Source organism: Caballeronia sp. DA-9, assembly GCF_051615025.1.
In the GTDB taxonomy this organism is placed as follows: domain Bacteria; phylum Pseudomonadota; class Gammaproteobacteria; order Burkholderiales; family Burkholderiaceae; genus Caballeronia; species Caballeronia sordidicola.
The window spans coordinates 1,785,827-1,803,596 of the sequence record NZ_CP195132.1; the positions used below are offsets into that span (position 1 = coordinate 1,785,827).

The 17,770-nt window shown below is 59.8% G+C and carries 17 protein-coding genes; 6 read left to right on the forward strand and 11 right to left on the reverse strand.

Annotated elements, in window-relative coordinates; translation table 11 throughout:
- Nucleotides 1-14: 14 nt before the first annotated feature.
- From ACRWA7_RS14435 to ACRWA7_RS14445, 3 genes are all read right to left on the reverse strand, one after another.
- Nucleotides 15-1,559, reverse strand: coding sequence for a methyl-accepting chemotaxis protein (locus ACRWA7_RS14435; RefSeq protein ID WP_438392801.1), 1,545 nt, complete (start codon nucleotides 1,557-1,559; stop codon nucleotides 15-17).
- Between the two features lie 178 nt (nucleotides 1,560-1,737).
- A complete protein-coding gene (locus ACRWA7_RS14440) occupies nucleotides 1,738-2,844 on the reverse strand; it encodes a porin (RefSeq protein WP_438391574.1) in 1,107 nt (368 codons plus the stop codon).
- 193 nt (nucleotides 2,845-3,037) lie between these two features.
- Complete coding sequence (locus tag ACRWA7_RS14445) at nucleotides 3,038-3,898, reverse strand: MBL fold metallo-hydrolase (protein WP_438391575.1); 861 nt, start codon at nucleotides 3,896-3,898, stop codon at nucleotides 3,038-3,040.
- A 510-nt stretch (nucleotides 3,899-4,408) separates the two neighbouring features.
- Between ACRWA7_RS14445 and ACRWA7_RS14450 the strand changes: the two genes are divergently transcribed.
- Together ACRWA7_RS14450 and ACRWA7_RS14455 are read left to right on the forward strand one after the other, a co-directional pair.
- A complete protein-coding gene (locus ACRWA7_RS14450; RefSeq protein WP_438391576.1) occupies nucleotides 4,409-4,687 on the forward strand; it encodes a hypothetical protein in 279 nt (92 codons plus the stop codon).
- 650 nt (nucleotides 4,688-5,337) lie between these two features.
- Complete coding sequence (locus ACRWA7_RS14455; protein WP_438391577.1) at nucleotides 5,338-6,168, forward strand: MipA/OmpV family protein; 831 nt, start codon at nucleotides 5,338-5,340, stop codon at nucleotides 6,166-6,168.
- Between the two features lie 23 nt (nucleotides 6,169-6,191).
- Here the strand turns inward: ACRWA7_RS14455 and ACRWA7_RS14460 are convergent, their stop codons facing one another.
- Together ACRWA7_RS14460 and ACRWA7_RS14465 are read right to left on the reverse strand one after the other, a co-directional pair.
- Entirely contained in the window at nucleotides 6,192-7,445 is a 1,254-nt protein-coding gene (locus ACRWA7_RS14460) for an MFS transporter (RefSeq protein ID WP_438391578.1), read from the reverse strand.
- Between the two features lie 210 nt (nucleotides 7,446-7,655).
- Nucleotides 7,656-8,240 carry an H-NS histone family protein gene (locus tag ACRWA7_RS14465; RefSeq protein ID WP_438391580.1) on the reverse strand — a complete coding sequence of 195 codons (585 nt, stop codon included), beginning with the start codon at nucleotides 8,238-8,240 and terminating at the stop codon, nucleotides 7,656-7,658.
- 404 nt (nucleotides 8,241-8,644) lie between these two features.
- Between ACRWA7_RS14465 and ACRWA7_RS14470 the strand changes: the two genes are divergently transcribed.
- Entirely contained in the window at nucleotides 8,645-9,115 is a 471-nt protein-coding gene (locus ACRWA7_RS14470; protein WP_060818133.1) for an HU family DNA-binding protein, read from the forward strand.
- Nucleotides 9,116-9,206: 91 nt separating this feature from the next.
- Here ACRWA7_RS14470 and ACRWA7_RS14475 read toward each other — a convergent pair whose 3' ends face one another.
- Complete coding sequence (locus ACRWA7_RS14475) at nucleotides 9,207-9,632, reverse strand: phasin family protein (protein ID WP_438391581.1); 426 nt, start codon at nucleotides 9,630-9,632, stop codon at nucleotides 9,207-9,209.
- Between the two features lie 249 nt (nucleotides 9,633-9,881).
- On the opposite strand from ACRWA7_RS14475, the gene ACRWA7_RS14480 reads away from it, so the two are divergent.
- The gene (locus ACRWA7_RS14480; protein ID WP_438391582.1) at nucleotides 9,882-10,187 is read left to right on the forward strand and encodes a hypothetical protein; all 306 of its coding nucleotides are present in this window, start codon (nucleotides 9,882-9,884) and stop codon (nucleotides 10,185-10,187) included.
- Between the two features lie 33 nt (nucleotides 10,188-10,220).
- Here ACRWA7_RS14480 and ACRWA7_RS14485 read toward each other — a convergent pair whose 3' ends face one another.
- Together ACRWA7_RS14485 and ACRWA7_RS14490 are read right to left on the reverse strand one after the other, a co-directional pair.
- The gene (locus ACRWA7_RS14485) at nucleotides 10,221-10,442 is read right to left on the reverse strand and encodes a hypothetical protein (protein ID WP_438391583.1); all 222 of its coding nucleotides are present in this window, start codon (nucleotides 10,440-10,442) and stop codon (nucleotides 10,221-10,223) included.
- A gap of 449 nt (nucleotides 10,443-10,891) precedes the next feature.
- Nucleotides 10,892-12,994, reverse strand: coding sequence for an FUSC family protein (locus ACRWA7_RS14490; protein ID WP_438391584.1), 2,103 nt, complete (start codon nucleotides 12,992-12,994; stop codon nucleotides 10,892-10,894).
- A gap of 365 nt (nucleotides 12,995-13,359) precedes the next feature.
- On the opposite strand from ACRWA7_RS14490, the gene ACRWA7_RS14495 reads away from it, so the two are divergent.
- Nucleotides 13,360-14,532 carry an NAD(P)/FAD-dependent oxidoreductase gene (locus ACRWA7_RS14495; RefSeq protein ID WP_438391585.1) on the forward strand — a complete coding sequence of 391 codons (1,173 nt, stop codon included), beginning with the start codon at nucleotides 13,360-13,362 and terminating at the stop codon, nucleotides 14,530-14,532.
- A 59-nt stretch (nucleotides 14,533-14,591) separates the two neighbouring features.
- Here the strand turns inward: ACRWA7_RS14495 and ACRWA7_RS14500 are convergent, their stop codons facing one another.
- Both ACRWA7_RS14500 and ACRWA7_RS14505 read right to left on the reverse strand, forming a co-directional pair.
- Nucleotides 14,592-15,437, reverse strand: a complete 846-nt coding sequence (locus ACRWA7_RS14500) for an AraC family transcriptional regulator (protein ID WP_438391586.1) — start codon at nucleotides 15,435-15,437, stop codon at nucleotides 14,592-14,594.
- A 69-nt stretch (nucleotides 15,438-15,506) separates the two neighbouring features.
- Nucleotides 15,507-15,953, reverse strand: a complete 447-nt coding sequence (locus tag ACRWA7_RS14505) for a DUF2000 domain-containing protein (protein ID WP_438392803.1) — start codon at nucleotides 15,951-15,953, stop codon at nucleotides 15,507-15,509.
- 318 nt (nucleotides 15,954-16,271) lie between these two features.
- Here ACRWA7_RS14505 and ACRWA7_RS14510 point away from each other — a divergent pair, with 318 nt between their 5' ends.
- A complete protein-coding gene (locus tag ACRWA7_RS14510; protein ID WP_438391587.1) occupies nucleotides 16,272-17,573 on the forward strand; it encodes a sugar efflux transporter in 1,302 nt (433 codons plus the stop codon).
- Between the two features lie 3 nt (nucleotides 17,574-17,576).
- Here the strand turns inward: ACRWA7_RS14510 and ACRWA7_RS14515 are convergent, their stop codons facing one another.
- On the reverse strand, nucleotides 17,577-17,765 hold the full coding sequence (locus ACRWA7_RS14515) for a hypothetical protein (protein ID WP_157766598.1): 189 nt from the start codon (nucleotides 17,763-17,765) through the stop codon (nucleotides 17,577-17,579).
- Nucleotides 17,766-17,770: the final 5 nt, after the last annotated feature.

Sequence of the window (17,770 nt, forward strand, 5' to 3'; positions counted from 1 at the left end):
TGTGCACCCCACGCTCAAGCCGGCAACGAAAAACTTCCGATTGCTTCGCGCAGGACATCGACCTGATCCTTCAGCGAATGTGCTGCCGCCGCCGCCTCTTCAACCAGCGCCGCGTTCTGCTGGGTGACCTGATCCATCTCGCCAACCGCTCGGTTCACCTGCTCGATCCCCGCGCTTTGCTCGTTCGACGCGTGGCTGATTTCATCGAGGATCTCATTCACGCGACGCACGGAACTGACGATCTCGCTCATCGTTGCGCCCGCGTTCGAGACCAGCGACGCACCTTCTTTCACCGTATCGGTCGACGTGCCAATCAGCGCCTTGATCTCCTTCGCAGCCGTCGCCGAACGTTGCGCGAGGCTGCGCACTTCAGCCGCCACGACGGCAAAGCCGCGCCCTTGTTCGCCTGCCCGGGCCGCTTCGACGGCCGCGTTCAGCGCAAGGATGTTGGTCTGGAAAGCAATGCCATCGATCACGCCGATGATGTCGCCGATCTGCTTTGAACTCTCGGTAATGCGCGTCATGGTGTGGATCACTTCTTCCACCACGCCGCTGCCGCGCTGGGCGACATCGGCGGCTTCGCCCGCGAGCTTGGCCGCTTGCGTGGCGCTGTCGGCGTTCTGCTTCACGTTCGCGGTCATCTCGTCCATGCTCGACGCCGTTTGCACGAGCGCGGCGGCCTGCTGTTCCGTGCGCTGCGACAGATCCGTATTGCCGGCGGCGATTTCCGATGCGCCCACATTGATGTTCTCGGTCCCGGCGCGCACCCGCGAGACGGTCTCGACCAGGCCGCTTTGCATTTCGCTCAGCGCGTACATCAAGCTATGGGCGTCGCCTGCGGCGAGCGGCACGTGCGTGGTCAGGTCGCCGCGCGCAATGCGTTGCGCCGCGCCGACAGCAATTGACGGGTCCCCGCCGAGTTCGCGCTTGATACTGCGCAGCACCAGCAGCATGGCAAGCGACGCCAGCACGCCGAGCACCGTGGTAATTGCAAACCAGCGCAACGCGCTTGCGTAGAACGCACTCTGGATATCGTCGGTGTACATGCCGGTCACGATGTACCAGTCCCACGGCACGAAGTGTGTGGCGAAGCTCATTTTCGGCACGGGTTTGTCGCTGCCAGGCTTCGACCACAAATAATTGATGAAGCCGCCTTCGGGCGTCGAGTTACCGGCGTTGACGATGTTGACGAAGAGCTTGTTGCCCGCCGGATCGGCGAAACCGGCGAGATTCTGGCCGTTCAACGCCGGTTTGATCGGATGCATGATCATGACCGGGCGCGAGTCGTTGACGGATATATAGCCATCAGTGCCGTATCGCATGGACGCGAGGACCTCGAGCGCACGCCTTTTCGCGTCGTCTTCGGACATGGTCTTGTTTGCGGCGAGACTCTGGAAATGCGCGGTCATGGTGGCGCCTTGGGCAACCAGCGCTTTCAGTTGATCGCGTCGATCCTCGATGGTTGAGGAACGGCTTTGCCATGCCCCGATAAACCCGATCGCGACAAGTCCCAGCCAGAGTACGGCGATCATTGATCCGAGCTTCTGATTCAAATTCATCTTTTTCATGTCTACCGCCGTCGCCTATGTTGAACCGCGTTGAATGTGCGGCGTTGGGCGCTGCCGAGCGCTATGCCTGACTCATTTACGGCATGGCGGAGACGGAATGTAGGGGTGGGATAACCCGTATCGGACAATTAGACGAGCGCGGGTACTTTTAAGCGCCCGCTTGCATTGATCAGAACGTGCTGCGAATTCCCACGCGGCCCACCGCCTGCTTCTGGTTGCTAGAAGGATTGAAGCCTGCAATCTGCGCGGCGTTCGCGTCGCCGGCTGCTTTTTGGTAAACGCCCAGCGCGTAGACCGATGTCCGCTTCGACAACGCATATTCAGCGGTCAGGTTGAACTGGTTGTATTTCGGCTGGGCGCCGTTTGCGTGATCGCGGCCGGTCGTATACGTGTAACCTGCGCCGATGGTGACTGCCGGCGTTGGCATGTAGATGCCCGATACTTCGTAGTTCTGGAAGGTTGCATCGTGGCCTGCGCTGCCTTGCTGGAAGAGGGTATTCGTGAAATCGGCGAGCAGTCGCAACGATTCGAGCACCTGATATGAAGCGCCCACGCCAAACACGCGTTGTGCTCGCGCAGCCGCAAGATAATCGCCATACACCGCATTGGTGAAGCCGGGATAGTTCTGGTAACCCTGCGTCGATACCCCCGGATCATTGATGCGCAAATAGGCGACGCCTGCGCTGATCGGACCGGCGGCGTAGGTTGCGCCCGCGCTGAACGTGGCGTTGTCGGAGAACCGTCCCGCGATGCCGCCCAGCGAATAGAGTCCGCCGAAGGTGAAACCCCCGATGGTTGGGCTGCGGTATTTCACGGCATTCGAAATAGGAAAGCCGTTGTCCGTGTTGTCCATATCGTTCGGGTGCGCGAAGTAATAGCCGCCGACATTACCGTTGAGGCTATAAGGCTCGACGAAATCCACGATCGAATCCCACTGGCGGCCAAGGGTCACCGTACCGGCTTGCGCGCTTTCGATACCCGCGTATGTATTGCGCGAAAACGCAAGTCCGCTGCCGAGCCGGCCAGAGTTGATGTTAAAGCCGCTTTCCAGGCGGAAGATCGCCGACAGGCCGCCGCCGAGGTCTTCAGCGCCGCGTACGCCCCAACGGCTGCCGGCCGTCACGCCGGAAGCGAGTTGAAACAGGCGGTTGCCCCGAACGTTGCTGACGATATCGACCCCGTCCTCCACGATTCCGTACAGGGTCACCGAGCTTTGTGCGTGTGCAATGGACGCAGTCGCGACGATAGGAAGGATTGCTGCAAGTTTTTTTCTCATACTGGCGTCCCGATCTGAAGCGAGGTGAATAAATGAGTTTGGTGAAGCTTCACTTGAGGATCGCCGAGGATAAAGGGCCCGTCTCCCAGTTTGGTAAAAAACCGTCTCCTTGAATTACCCAGGACATATTTCGGATAACTACGGAATTGAATAAACTGAATTCAAATCCTTTCTCACACGCGTCAGACCCGCATCAGAACACGTTGATTGGAAGCTTCAGATAGCGTGTCCCGTTGGTTTCGGCGGGCGGGAATTCGCCAGCGCGAATATTGAGTTGTATGGACGGGATGATCAATGCCGGTTGCGCCAGCGTGGCGTCGCGTGCCGTGCGCATGGCGACGAATTCGCCGGCGGTAATGCCATCGCGCACATGAATGTTGTCCGCGCGCTGCTCGGCGACCGTGGTCTCCCAGCGCGTGCCGCGGCCCTCAGGGGGGTAGTCATGGCATGCAAAAAGACGGGTCTGCGGTGGCAGGCTCAGCAAGCGTCGAGTCGATTCGTAAAGCGTGTGCGCATTGCCGCCGGGGAAGTCGCACCGCGCGGTGCCCACGTCCGGCATGAAAAGCGTATCGCCCATGAATGCCATGCCGTCGAACAAATAAGCCACATCTGCCGGCGTGTGGCCGGGAACGTGCATGACCTTACCCGTCAGCGTTCCGACCTGGAACGTGTCGTCATCGGCGAAAAGGTGATCGAAAGGCGCGGCGCCTGAGGACGCGTGTGCATCCAGATTGAAGATGCGCTCGAACGCGCGTTGTACAGAACGAATATGCTCGCCGATGGCAATAGCGCCGCCTAGCTGCTTCCTGATGTATGCGGCCGCCGAAATGTGGTCGGCGTGCGCGTGTGTCTCCAGCAACCATTGCGCTTGCAGGTTTTGCGCGGTCACGAAGCGGATCACGCGATCGGCCGAGCCGTGGGATATCCGTCCGGAAGCCGGTTCGTAGTCGAGCACCGCGTCGATGATCGCGCACGGCGAACCCGGAGCTTCGTACACCACATAGGTCATGGTTGAAGTCGCGGGATCGTGAAAAGCTTCGACGCGTGGTCTCATGAGGGACTCCGGGTTCGACAGGGTGGATTTCCTGCGCGCCTCAACCTGGCGCCGGGCAGGTCGAGCTATTGTCGATTGGTTGCAAACTCCCTTCAACCCGGCGGGCGTAGGTCGCGATTTCTCTCCTCAAGTCTCCCGCCCGCCTGGCCGATAAACCAGCAAAGGTAGCGTTCACCGTAGGTGTCTATGCGGCGCTTCCGGAGGATCATCGTAAAAAACTGTTGCGATTTTGCCTAAGACCGCACCATGACAAGCAATCGAAGCATAGAGTTAAAGTGCTTTCTCAAGTTTTTGGTGCGTCGCGGGAGGTCCTGTGAAACGTAGAACGGCAAAGCAACTCGTTGTTCAACTCGCGGATTTAAGGAATCTCGCGCGGTGTAGCGCACTGAGAGCGGCGGCGGCCAGTAGCACGATGATGCAAAGCACGCCTGAGGATGTCAGCCGCAAGACACCAGGCGTCATAAATACGGCTGGTGAAGGTGAGCCAAGAATCATTTGTGGGAGCGGCATATGAAATCCACGCATGAGCACTCGCTGCGGACCCAGGTCGAAAAATGGCTTGCGCCGGGTTTGTCGACTCCTGTTCGTGTTACTGAATTCAGCCGTACGCGCGTAGGCCGGCGACGGTATGTATGTGTCGAAACGGCTTTGCCGCGCGGGCCGCGCGCGCTGCTTTTCTTTCGTCATGACGATGGCTGCTGGTGCGTGTTTCCACCCGCGTCTGATGGAACACGCTCGAGGTACCCGGGGGCTGATCGCCTACAGGTAAGTTCATTTTCATGGCAATAGTAGTTCGGGATGCTGAGTTGAACAGGCTTAGGTAAGCGCGCGGCAATGTGATGCCGCGCGTGATGTGCGGATCACATGGCGGCAGTCTGCTTGCCGTGTGCTGAAAACTACTACGCTGGGAGAATCGCCATGTACATCGGCTTGCTTGTCTCGCAAGTGCGGGATCGTCAGGAACGGCTTTCTTATCCCGATACCGCATCGTCTCAGTTCGCTCCTTCAGCACATCGATTTGCCGGCTTCTGGACGAGAATCAAAGGCGCTTTTTTGCATCGAGCGTGAATCGGTTCATTTGCCTTGGTATTTTCGACATGGCCGGAACCTTCCGGCCAGCGGCTTTCTTGTCCCTTCCAATTTGCTGCGGTCCTTCGACCGCAGCGTCATATCTCTGCTTTGCTGACGCACCTCGCGCATTGCAATGGCGCGCCCTGCGCTGATTGCGTTCGCCCCGGGTTTCTGATATCGGTCGTCCGGGTTCGCCGCATCGGGCGGGGTTAGTGCTGACGGAGCGCTGAATGAGCGCTGGGCTGCACATCGACTTGTGCTTGAGTTTCCGGCTGCGAAACGAATACGGCGCGGGTGCATTTTCCGAAAATCCTTCCAAGAAAAATGCCGGGTCTCTGCGCCCTTGATCCTCATTTAACGGTTCGCAAATGCATAAGCGGAAAGCTTACTCGAAGCTCGACGACCCGCGGTTCCTCCTCATGATCTGCTGCCTGATCTCGGCTCAGGCAAGCCGGGCCGCGGCCGTGGATCTTCCAGGCATGCTGCCGAGCATGGTGGGCGGCGGCCTTGGCTCCACGACCGATTTCGCGGGCGGCAAGGATCGCTTTGTCGGCGCTGTGCCGGGCGTGCGATACGTGACCGATGGCGGACGCCTGTTCGAATTGTATGGACCGTACGCACAGTTCGATCTTGGCGGGGTTACAGGGTTGCAATACGGTCCTGCGGTTTCGCTGCGGCTGGGACGCAGTCATGTCGATGACCCGGTCGTCTCGCAGATTCACGAGGTCCACACCACAGTGGAAGGCGGCGGGTTTGTCGGCTATGAGTATGAGCATGTGGGGACCGTGCCGTATCGGCTGCGCGGGTCGGTGACGGTTGTGACCAACGCGGGTGTGGTTTATACAGGCGCGCGCGTGTCGCTGAATGGCAGCTTCTGGATGCCGGTGTACCGGCGGGTTTTCGCGGGCGCCGGAGTGGGCGCGAGCTGGGTCAGCCAGGGGTTCAACCAGGTCTACTTCGGGGTCACGCAGGAGGACTCCGCGCGCAGTGGACTGCCCGCGTTCAGTCCTTCGGGCGGACTCGAACAGATGACAGGATGGCTCGCCGCGATCTATCAGTTCAATAAACACTGGTTCGGCGGCGCGATGATCTATTACCAGCGAATATCGGGTTCGGCAGCGGACAGTCCTATTGTGACGCAGCGCGGTAACCGCAATCAGATCACTTATGGCGCGGGCGTCGCTTATGCGTTCGATTGAGTATCGAAATGAATGGGGCGGAATTAATTCAGATCCACGCCCTTCAGTTCGGGAATGAGAAAAAGCGTCGCCAGCATGTCGAGAACATAAATGCCCGCGAGCGATGCAATCGCGACGTGCAACGAATACGACGCAGCCAGTCCGCCCACGATAACCGGTCCGAATCCGCCGACGGCCCGTCCAATATTGAACAACACGTTTTGCGCCGTCGCGCGAGCCGCAGTGGGATACGCTTCGGAGATAAGCGCACCATAGCCGCCGATCATCCCGTTGATGAAGAGGCCCATTACCGCGCCGGCCCAGAGCATGGTGCCGGATGTCGACAGCGTGGAGTAGAAGATCACCATCACGACGGAACCTGCCTGGAAGAACAGGAACGCAGGCTTGCGGCCCATGCGGTCAGCGAGTTGACCGAAGAGACAGACGCCGATCATCATCCCGACAATGGTGACCGAGGTCCAGAGCGCCGACTTGGTCAGACCGAAGCCGAGCGTCTTTCCGAGGTAAGTCGGCAGCCAGATCATGATGCCGTAATAGCCGAAGTTCTGGACGGAACACAGGATCACAATGCCGATACTCGCGCGGGTCGTGGCGGCATTCGCGACGAGCAGTTTGAAAGCGTTCGGCTTGGGTTCGAGCTTCATCGCGCTTCGAACAAAGACTTCCGGTTCGTGCAGCGAGCGCCGAACCATCCAGGCAATGATCGCCGGCGCCAAGCCGAGTAAAAACATGCCGCGCCAGCCAATGTGCGGCAATAGCAGCGGCGTCAGCAAGGACGCCGCGAGTACGCCTGCCTGCCAGCCCAACGCAACATACGACGACGCCCGCGCGCGATACTTCGCCGGCCACGCTTCCGCCGCCAATGCCATCCCGATACCAAATTCGCCGCCAAGCCCGATACCCGCGATGGTCCGATACGCGAGCAGATCCCAGAAGCTCCGTGCGAACGCGCATAGGCCCGTGAACACCGCGAACAGCATGATGGTCCACGTCAGCACGCGGACGCGGCCAAACCGGTCGCTCAACGAGCCGAACACAATGCCGCCCGCAACGGCGCCGATCAGCGTCCACGTAACCAGCGCCCCGGATTGCTGCGCGCCGAGATGCAATTCAAGCGCGATGGCAGGCAGCATGAAGCCGAGAATGAGCAGGTCGAACCCATCCATGGCGTAGCCGGTCGCCGATGCGACGAGTGTCTTCCACGCGGTTTTATCGGCTGCGTCCGAGCGTCTTAGGTTCGGCGCGGTGTGTCCGGATGCCTTTGCGTCGGCTTCCATGCCAAGCTCCGTTGCGAATTCGTTTTGGGTTTGAAAGCGCCGTGCCTGAAACAACGCGTCACGTTCCGGCGGATGCAATTCAATGTCGCGTTCGCGCGGCCTCAGGCATTAGACGATACAAGGCCAATAACCGGAATTGCACATCGCTGATGGAAAAACCGATGGCGGCACGTGACACGCGGCCCCATCGATTACCGTTTCCGGCGTTACCTAGATTGCTTTCTGGCTTGCGCGCGGGGTTTTGACAGAGCGGTTGCGCGCGGCTTTTTTCGCCGGTGCGCTCTTGCTCGATGCTTTGACTGTCTTCGCCACGCCTTTCTTTGCAACCGCTTTCTTCGCTACGGCGCTGCCCGTTGCCGAGGGCTTCGCTTGTGCGTTCTTGCGCGGCGCGCGGACTTGCTTAGCGGTGGCATCGGTGCCGTCGGCCGCACTGGCTGCGTTTGAAATCAGGAACTTCGAACGGTCCTTGACCTGGGCGATCCATGCCGGCGCACGGCCATGACCGGTCCAGGTTGCACCCGTCTTCGGATGAAGATACTTCGGCGCACTCTTGCCCGGCAGACTGCCTGCGGCTTTCCGCCTTGTTTTCAAGGGTGCTTTGGCAACGCTGCCATGAGCCGTTTTCGCTTCGCGTCTTGCCTTTGCTTTCTGTTCGATATCGTCGGTGGTCAGGCCGTGTTCCAGCATGATCTTTCGAATCTGATCGACTGCCGCCTGCATCTTTTTTGCAATCAACGCGTCAGCCTGAGTCTGTAGCTTCGTTATTTTCACGCGAAGCTGGTCGATCGTAGGCATTGGGACCTCCTGTAGTGAACGTGGCCGCACTATGCCACGCGCGCTTCAATTGCAAAAGTGCTGATCGCGTTCAGCGAGACGGTCGTAACCATTCATTACGGTGGGACCCGCAAGGTTGGCGATCGAATGCGGTCGCGTTTGCTCACAACTTGAATACTGGTTGAAGGACGTCACCTATGCTTTTCGATAGGGTTTTGCTGGATCTGCGTCCACGAAGTGAGGTACAGGTGCCCGGTTTCGTGACTTTCATGCAAAAAACCCTTTAATTTATGGTCCGGGATGTTGCGTCTTGAAGGCGGTGTTGTTACGCTGGCGCCCAACCTGAGGATTTGTACCTTTGCGTTAGTCGGTGACGGCGCAAAGGCAAAGGTCTTGGGCAACTTTTGACTACAAGCGAGGAACTCATGGCAACAACCACAAAGAAGACCGCAGCTCCGGCTGCGAAGAAAGCAGCAGCTCCGGCTACCAAGAAAGTAACGGCAGCCAGCAAGAAAGCTGCGCCGGTAGCGAAGAAGGCAGCGGCGCCCGCAGCGAAAAAAGCCGTTGTGGCCGCTCCGCTGAAACCCATCAAGGACTCGTTCACCAAGGCATCGCTGACCGTTCATCTGGCAGAACGTTCGGGCGTCGAGCCGAAGGCAGCGAAGGCATTGATGGCAGCACTTGAAGAAACGCTGCTGGCATCGATTCACAAGAAAGGTGCTAAGGAATTCACGTTGCCGGGCCTGTTGAAGGTCGTTGCACAAGACGTGCCGGCGAAGAAGAAGCGCTTTGGCAAGGACCCGTTCACGGGTGAAGACAAGTGGTTTGCTGCCAAGCCGGCGTCGGTGCGCCTGAAGGTGCGCCCGCTGAAGAAGCTGAAGGACGCCGCACTGTAATTGAAGTCTGCTGAATAAAAAACGCCTCTCGTGATGAAAATCCGGGAGGCGTTTTTCATGGCGGCCCCGAAAGATCGCGCCAAAGGCCTGCTTACTTTTGCTGCTGCTCCATCGACGACTTCAGTTCCTTGGCCGCTTCTTCAATCCGCTTCGTCACGATCGCGTAAGCCTCGGTTTGCGCCTGCTGCGTTTTCTGCGCAATGTCCTGCATGTCGGCCAGCGCCTGATGCAGCGCCTTCTGCACGACCTCTGTCGGGTTAGCCGTGGCCTTGCCGGGCGACGCGGCGAACTGCTGCGCGATGGTCTGGAAATCGCCCAGTGCGCGGCGCAGGATTTCAAGCTGCTTGTCCCGAAGCGCTTCCATGCCACCGAATGCAACCCGGTTTGCGGCCGCAAGCGCCTCGACGTCCTTGCGACGGGCATCGAGAATTGCCTGGACATCGAATCCGGGGAGTTTGTATTGCTGGAACATCGCGGCAAACTGACTGAACGGGTCGCTGTACTCGGGCTTTGCCATGTGCGTCTCCAATAGGTTTAGTCGCGGTTTAGTCGCGTTCGGAAAAACGCAGGCGCTCCCGGTGTACGACCTTCGGCGCCCAACGCTCGTTCGATATTACAGCGGAACGGCCATTGACGAATCCGAGGGAAAACGCGCGGGATCGGGTTCGCGAACCGTCCGGACGCAATTAGTCGGGAACATAGTCATTCTCCACGGCTCATAGGAAATGAGTGGATGGCCATTCATTGCAGGGCATTAGTGGAGTAAATGATGAAAGTCGCGGCGAAGATTTTTGTATCGATGCTGATTGCAGGCATGTCAGCAGGTGTTCATGCGCAGGCGAGCGGCAATCTGGCCGACGGCGCGAGTCCGGCGCTCATGCCCAATCCCGCTGCTCCCAGTTCAACGATGCCGAACCCGAGCGTCACGGGCAGCCGCTCGCAAACCAGCACGGGTCTCAGCAAAGGGACGGACGGCGTCATCAGCAGCATGAGAAGCAATGGCACGAGGACCACGGAAAGTTCCAACCTCAGGCCGCCCAACAGGACAGGGACAATGCCCGGCACGCGATGACCTTGGCCATGTTATTGATCCACGAACGGGCGCTCACCGGAACACGAGCGCGCGCGCGCCGCCTCGCTGCAACAGGAAAGCCTCGATCACCATGGCAAGGTCTTTCTCGTTAGGGCGTGTTCCCCACGTGCTGTATCCGGCAACGGAAGCGATCGCGAACCATGAATGAGGCGGGAACCATTCTGCTATCACCGTGCCGCCATCGAGGATACGCAGGCGCCCAGTATCGCGATTAAATTCCGCTGACATCGACATGCTGTCGATTTGCCTGCTTGCGCGGACCGGTTTGCTTAGCATCATGCGCTCCCTTGCAACGTGTTTCATGACGTCCGTGACGTACTCGAAGCCGTTGGCCCCGATCGGCAATGCTCGATGGCCGGTGCCCGCAATATGCGGCAACCGCTGGATGCCGCGATTCTTCGGAGCAAACGAATCCCGAGCATCGTGCGCATTCCGCGCGACAGTCCGTGCTTTTATTGAAGGCGTTGAATTATCCGCACGGTGACAACCATGCGGCGGCAAAGCGATGCGGGAACACCGCACCAAATTTTGCCCCGGGCGGTTTGCGCGTCCGGATGCGCGGCGAGAAAGGCGCATGACCTAAACATAAGCCGACGATTTCCGCGAGGCAATCCCTCATTTAGGGGGCATCGTCTATAAGGAAGTGGCTGATAGAACGGCACCGCGCCGCTCCATTCGCTCTTTCACGCCCGGCCGGCTTCGCTGAGCAGGCGCCGCAGCAACATGACCTGATTGACCGCATCGGCTTCGAGCAACGACAGGCCGTCTTTCGAAAAGGCCGCGTCCGGATGAGGCTGTGGATCACCGGACAATTCGGCCTCCATACTCCCGGCTGCCTTCCTGATCCATTCCGCGAGCGGCGCATTTGCGGTCAAGCCCGCGCCGAACGAACGTGCGCGAGTCGCTGTTCCCGCCACCCGGCGCAGCAGCGCAAGCGCGGTCGACCCGGTGCGGTCTCCGCTGGATGTATCGAGTTTCTCCAGCCGCAGACGTGCGAGCACTTCTTCCGCATTGTTGCTTGCGAGGCCGGCGGCGCGCCTGAGCCGCTCGAGTTCGAGTTCATTGCTTTTCGACTTTCCGAGCGACTCCGCGAGATAGTCGAAATTCGCCGCGATCGCTTCGCTCAGGTGCTGGTTGAAGCGAGCCGGTTCCCGGCTTGGCCAGAGCAGGAAGGTCGCAAGCAAGGCCACCACACACCCAAGAATGTTGTTCGCGAGCCGCGTGATCGCGAAGCCAAGTTCAGCGCCGCCGGGCGCCGCGAAGTCCGCGACCAATACGAATGCGGGCGTAACGAAAAGCACGAAGAGACTATAGCTTACGGGTCTGAGCGCCATGGTCGCGCACACCAACGGGAACACGACCAGCGAGATCGCCACGGGCGAATGGACCGCGAGACCAATCGCGGCCGCGAGCAGTCCGCCCAATATGCTGCCCGCCGCGCGCTCCATGCTGCGCGGCCAGCTCGTTGCAATGGACGGCTGCAAGGTCAGCAGCGTCGCCATGGTCGCCCAGTATCCGAACGGAAGGTGGAGCAGGCGCACCGTCATGAACACAATGGTCGCGGCCGTCGCAACACGCGCCGCGTGCCGCGCGCCGATAGATCCGCTCGACGCATTCGCCTTCAAGGTTTCAAGGCCGCGCTTCAGGTTCAATGCCGCTGTGTTCCACCAGGACACCTGCGCGATTGGCGCGGGTTCGAGTTCGCTGAAGTCGACGTCGAATCGAAGTGCGATTTTCTCGCCCAGCGCGGTTTCCAGTTGCCGCGCAAGCGAGTTGAGCCGGTCGCGCTGGCGGCGGTTTGGCTCCCAGGGTTTGTGGGCGATTGCGCGGGAAAGACGCGACAGCACTTCGGCGAAAGCTTCCAGCGCGCGCGCGGCGCGTTTCGCATTCGGCAGCCGATGATGACCGCGCTCGCAGGCATCGGTGACGGCAATGAGGTATGCGAAGATCTGTTCGCTGTCGGCGAGCGCGAGGAGCAGGTTGCTGTAGGTGTCACGCCTGTCTGCCTTCGATGGAGGAACCCGCGCAAGCGCTTTCCGGGTTGTCTCTATGGCGGTGCGCGCCTGCCCTCGATACCGCGACGCGTGCGATGCCCATTCCTGGAATCCGGTGCGCTCGGTTTTGATCAGGCGGGCGGCGTCGCTTGCCATCTCGGCCAGCCGCGCATAGGTCGAACGCATGGCGGTGCGGCTCGTTCCGAACGGATGGATGCGCCAGACTGTAAAGCTGAGCACGGTCGCAAACAGGCATCCGACCATATACAAAGCGAGGAACCGCAGGCTTCCAGAGGGACCGTGAATGGGGCGGTCCACCATCACCACGCACGCCGTTGCTGCAAGAATCCCGACTTGCGCCGACGCCGAACCCCAGATCCGCGCGAGCGCGCCCAAGCCTGAAAATACAAAAACAGCGGCGGCCGCGGCAACGATAGTCGAACCCGACGCGTAGGCGGTCAGTCCTCCGCATATTGTCGATAACAGCACGAACCCGCTCATGGACGCAAAGCGCATCCGGTTGGATCCCGCCGCATCCGCGAGACACGTCCAGAATGCGCCGATGGCCGCCCATGAGAACTCCGGCATATGCAGGAGATTGCCCAATAGAAGCATGACGGTGGATGCGAACGCGGCGCGCAGCCCTTCCGACAGATCCGCCTGGTTCATCGCAAACGACACCATCCAGACAGGACGATTGCGCGCGACGAAGTCGAGCAATCCGGACGCCGCTTTGGAATGGCGTCCTGCTACCTTTCTCGATTCGCGCTGAATATCTCGCAGACGCAACATAAGCTTGATGGGAATTCGTGGTTGTTGCGTCAGGTTGGGGAAACGGGCGCAGGCTTAGCCGCCGGCCGGTTTGCTTGCGACGTCATGCGGGCACGTGCTGTTTCTCGAAGGCATCGACCGGCGGCCGGGGTCTGTTGACGATTGCCCGGCTGGGCTCAAAAGATTCGTATCCATCGGCTAAGAGAAGATAAGAGGAAGTGCGCGGTTGTTTCCGATAATACCATCGGGTTAATTGCAGTTAATTTACGGCGCGAAGAATAAAGAAAGCACGGCTCGCGCCGTTGTGTCCTCTGCAAGTTTGCTAACAAAAAAACACCGTAGTATCGTTTCCGGACTTGATTCGGTCATGCCCTCTGGAGCCGTTCGTGAGTTCAAAAGTCGTTATCGTCGGTGGCGGAGTGATCGGCAGTTCAGTGGCTTATTTCCTGCGCGCTTCGGACCCGACCGTGGGCGTCACGGTCATTGAACGCGACACGACTTACGCCCGATCTTCCTCGGCGCTCTCGGCGGCATCGATTCGCCAGCAATTTTCTACGCCATTGTCCGTGCAGATGTCCTTGTACGGTATCGAGTTCCTGCGTGGTATCGGCGACTTGCTTGAAGTCAACGGCGAAAAGCCATGCATCGATCTGCACGAAGGCGGCTACCTGTTTCTTGCAACGCCTCCCGGCGAATCCGTATTGCGCGAGGACCATGCAATGCAAACGCGTCTGGGCGCCGACATTTCGTTGCTTGACAAGACAGCCTTGAGCGCCAGGTTTCCATGGCTGAATACGGACGATCTCGCGGCGGGCGCGTATGGGAATTCGGGCGAAGGATGGTTCGACGGATACGGTCTTGTGCAGGCGCTAAAGAAGAAAGCGCAAGCGCTCGGAGCGCGTTACGTTCCTGCCGAAGTCATGGGTATGGAACTGGCCGGCAACCGTCTCACGAGCGTGACGACGCGTGCCGGCGAGCGCTTCGATTGCGATACCGTCGTCAACGCCGCAGGTCCGTGGGCACGCAATATCGCAGTAATGATGGGTATCGACATGCCTGTGCGTGCGCGTCGGCGGAGCATCTTCAATGTGTCGTCGCCAGCCGTGCTCAACGCTTGCCCGCTGCTTGTCGATCCCACGGGCGTTTATTTTCGCCCGGAGGGGAAGACCTATATTTGCGGCACGTCGCCGGACCCGAATAACGATCCGGACGATCTGCCGCTGGAACAGGTCGATCACGCCATTTTCGACGATGTCATCTGGCCTGTGCTTGCGAACCGCGTGCCCGGGTTCGAAGCGCTGCGCGTTGAAAATTGCTGGTCAGGCTATTACGAGTACAACGTGCTCGATCAGAACGCGATCATTGGCTACCACCCGCAAATCGATAATTGCGTATTTGCCAATGGTTTCAGCGGTCACGGATTGCAGCAAGGGCCGGCGACCGGGCGCGGTGTCAGTGAACTGATTCTGGACGGCGGGTATAAAACGTTGGACTTGTCTTCACTGGGCTGGTCACGTGTGATCGAGAACCGGCCGATCGTGGAGAAGAACGTAGTGTGACGCTCTTTCACTCGAAGCGAGTGTTGGCGTGTTGCCGGGGTTTTTTCAATGCGGCAGCGTCATGCGAATGCGGCTTGATAGACCTTCGGCGTGACGCCGGTCTGCTGCTTGAATACGCGCGTGAAGTGCGACTGATCCGCGAAGCCGAACCGTGCGCCGACCTCGGCAATCGGGCGGCCGTTGCGCAGCAGCGGCATTGCGCGGCGTACGCGTTCCTGTTGCTGAAACGCGTGCGGACTCAGTCCGGCCTCGCGCACGAAGGCGCGTAATAGTACAAACGGCGTCACATCGAATTCGCGAGCCAGCGTCGATAAAGTCAGCCGCGCGTGCGTGTCCACGTCGAGGTTATCCCGCAGGCGATCCTTTACAGCCTTGACGAGCGCGGGTTCGCTGCGCACGGCAGGCAGAACGCCGGGCCGGCCCGCGTGACGCGCATACAAGCTGGTGACGGCGCTTGCCAGTACTTCGCTGCGCTTGAACGCGTCGTGGTCTGCCTCGGAACACCAGTTCACGCCGTAAAGATGCCGCGACAATTCCGTATCGGCGATAAACGGGCTCGGCATGTCGAAGCGCTCGCGCCGCGCAATGCCGAGCTGCTCGCAATACGCCCCGAGCGCCGCAGGCTGCACATGCGCCACGCGCATCTTCCATTGACCATCGCCCGCGGCGAGACCGGCATGCACGAGATCCGCGTCGATGACAATCACATCGCCGCGGCGGCACAAGCGTCGCTGTTGCCGGACTTCGACCGCAAGCACGCCGCCCGTGATCACGGCGAGACAATGGGTGTCGTGCGAATGGGGCGGATAGCGGTGACCAACGAAGCGGCCCTTGAGCATGACGGCGTCCATCACGTCGGGCGCATGCCAGAGCTTGATCGAATTGCCCGGGGCGGTTGCGTTCATGAAAAATGCGGTTCTTGAAAGCGGCTGGAAAACGCCATGATATTCCTTGCGCTTTCACGCTGCTCGCGCTCAGGCGAAGAGCGCAAGTCCGCCGACGAGCTTGCCGACTTTCTTCCTGGGCCCGACCAGACCGACCGCGAGATAGTGCAGCGACTCGCCCGGCAGTGAACTAACCACGCTCAGAAGCGCGGCATAGTCGGTCGTGGTCTGGCCCTGCACCGGAAAGTCCACGACATCGCAATGCGGCAGCGATTTCAGGCGAAGCGCGCTCAACTGTGCGGCTGTGGCTTTTAGCACTGGAATGCCGATGGGAATAAGGCCCGGATGCGCGGTTCCATCGAGTTCACGAAGCGGCTCTCCTACGAGATGGCTATGACGCTGCCCCAGCGTGAACGCCACGACCGCGGCGGCGTTCGACGCTTTACCGGGCGCCAGCGCTTCGTCCACGACAATCACACAACGCTCCGGCTCAGCCGGCGTTTGCGCAGCGCTCGCGCCAATTGATCCGTTTTGCACTGACAATGCGTTTCTCCTGAAGGACATGGTGGAGAACATGCTAGGGAAGCGCCTCGCAAAAGTATTGGACGATTTTGCAGGGCGACCCGATTCGGCAGACTCGACCGGATCACGGCGTGCTTTGAACCACGCGAGTTCATCGAACCAACGTTTAGCTAGGCGACATAAACGCTTTAACCCGTTGCTGTTTGTTGTGAACATTCCATCAGACTCATTGAAAAAAACCTTCGCCCGTGTTTAAGTGCGCGCTGACGTCTCTTTTTCGCGCTCGCGCAACGCGGCCAAAAAAGAGGGTCCTGGCTGCCAATGTGAATTTCAATGAACGCCGTCTTCAAGACTTTTCTCGCGCTGATTCGTCTCCCCGGTTATCCCGGCATTTCACTCGCGATGTTTCTATCGGGCATTGCGTCGTCGTTCGCCGTGCCTTACACATCGTTGTTCGGTGCAACCGAAGCGCACATGACGCCGCTGCGCCTGGGCATCTTCATGACCCTGACGGCGGTCAGCAGCGTGGTCGTAAGCGCTTATCTCGGACGCGTGGCCGATCGGCGCAGCGATAAAAAACGCATCGTGCTGCTCTCAATAGCCGGCTCTGCATTGGGCTATGCGTTGCTCTGCGTCACGCGCAATTACATCTTGCTGACTATCTTCGGCTGCGTGTTCCTGAGCATTGGCGCGGCGGTGTTTCCGCAGCTTTTCACATTCAGCAAGGCGCGGATGCACGCCGAAGGCATCAGCAACACCGAATTGCCGATGGCGACATTGCGCACCACGCTTTCGTGCGCATGGGTGTTCGGGCCGGCGGCCGGCGCAATCGTGCTGGGCGTGTCGGGCTTCAACGGATTGTTTTTATCGGCGGCGGGCGCGTTTGCCGTGGCTGGCGTGATCGTATTGTTCATGCGCGAGCCGAAGGTGTATGACGCGCTCGAAGCGGGGGACAAAACCAGCAGCGAAATTCCCCAGCAAGGGAAGAACGCGCACGTGTACGCCGCGCTCGTGAGTTTCACGCTGATTGGAATGGGTTCGGCAATCGCGACCATCATGCTGCCGGTGCTGATCGTCGACCAGTTGCATGGCACGACGGCGCACGTGGCGCAAATGGTCGGACTCGGCGCATTCGCGGAAATCCCGATGATGCTGATGCTCGGCGGCGCGTCACGCCGGATCAACAAGGCGAACATGATCGCGTTTGCGTCGCTGTCGCATATCGTTTATTTCGCCGGAATCGCGCTTGCGCCCAATCTTTGGGTGCTCGTGCCGCTGCAAATCCTGAACGCGGTGGTTGTCGCCGTGACGTCGTGCCTCGGCATGTCGTATTTCCAGGAGTTGATGCCTGGCGCGCTGGCCCGCGCGACCACGCTGTTCTTCAACACCATGCGCACCGGCTCGGTGATGGCGGGCGTGGCGTCCGGGTTCGTTGCCGCGACGTGGGGGTATCGCGCGGTATTTGTGTTTTGCGTGGCGCTGGCCTCGACCGCGTCGGTCGTGCTGTTCATATTCAACTATCAGCGCGGCGCGAAGGTGTTTATCGATCCCGCCGCTGAGCCTGCCGCCGAACCGGTTGCGTCGGGCTCAGCAGTCGCGGTCGCTGAATCCACGCGCGCGGTGAGCAAGGTGTAACGCTCAGATGGGATGGCCGTCCGGAGGGGCATCGGGCTGCTGCGGTTCCTCCGGCCGATGCCCCGGCGACGGCGGCGACAACGGATCGGCCTCGGGGTCGCGGTTCGGGTCAGCGAGGGGATCGGGAATCGGATTGGTCTGCATGCGGTAGCTTTCGTATTTCACTGTTTCAACGCTCATTGCTGTATTCATGGCTC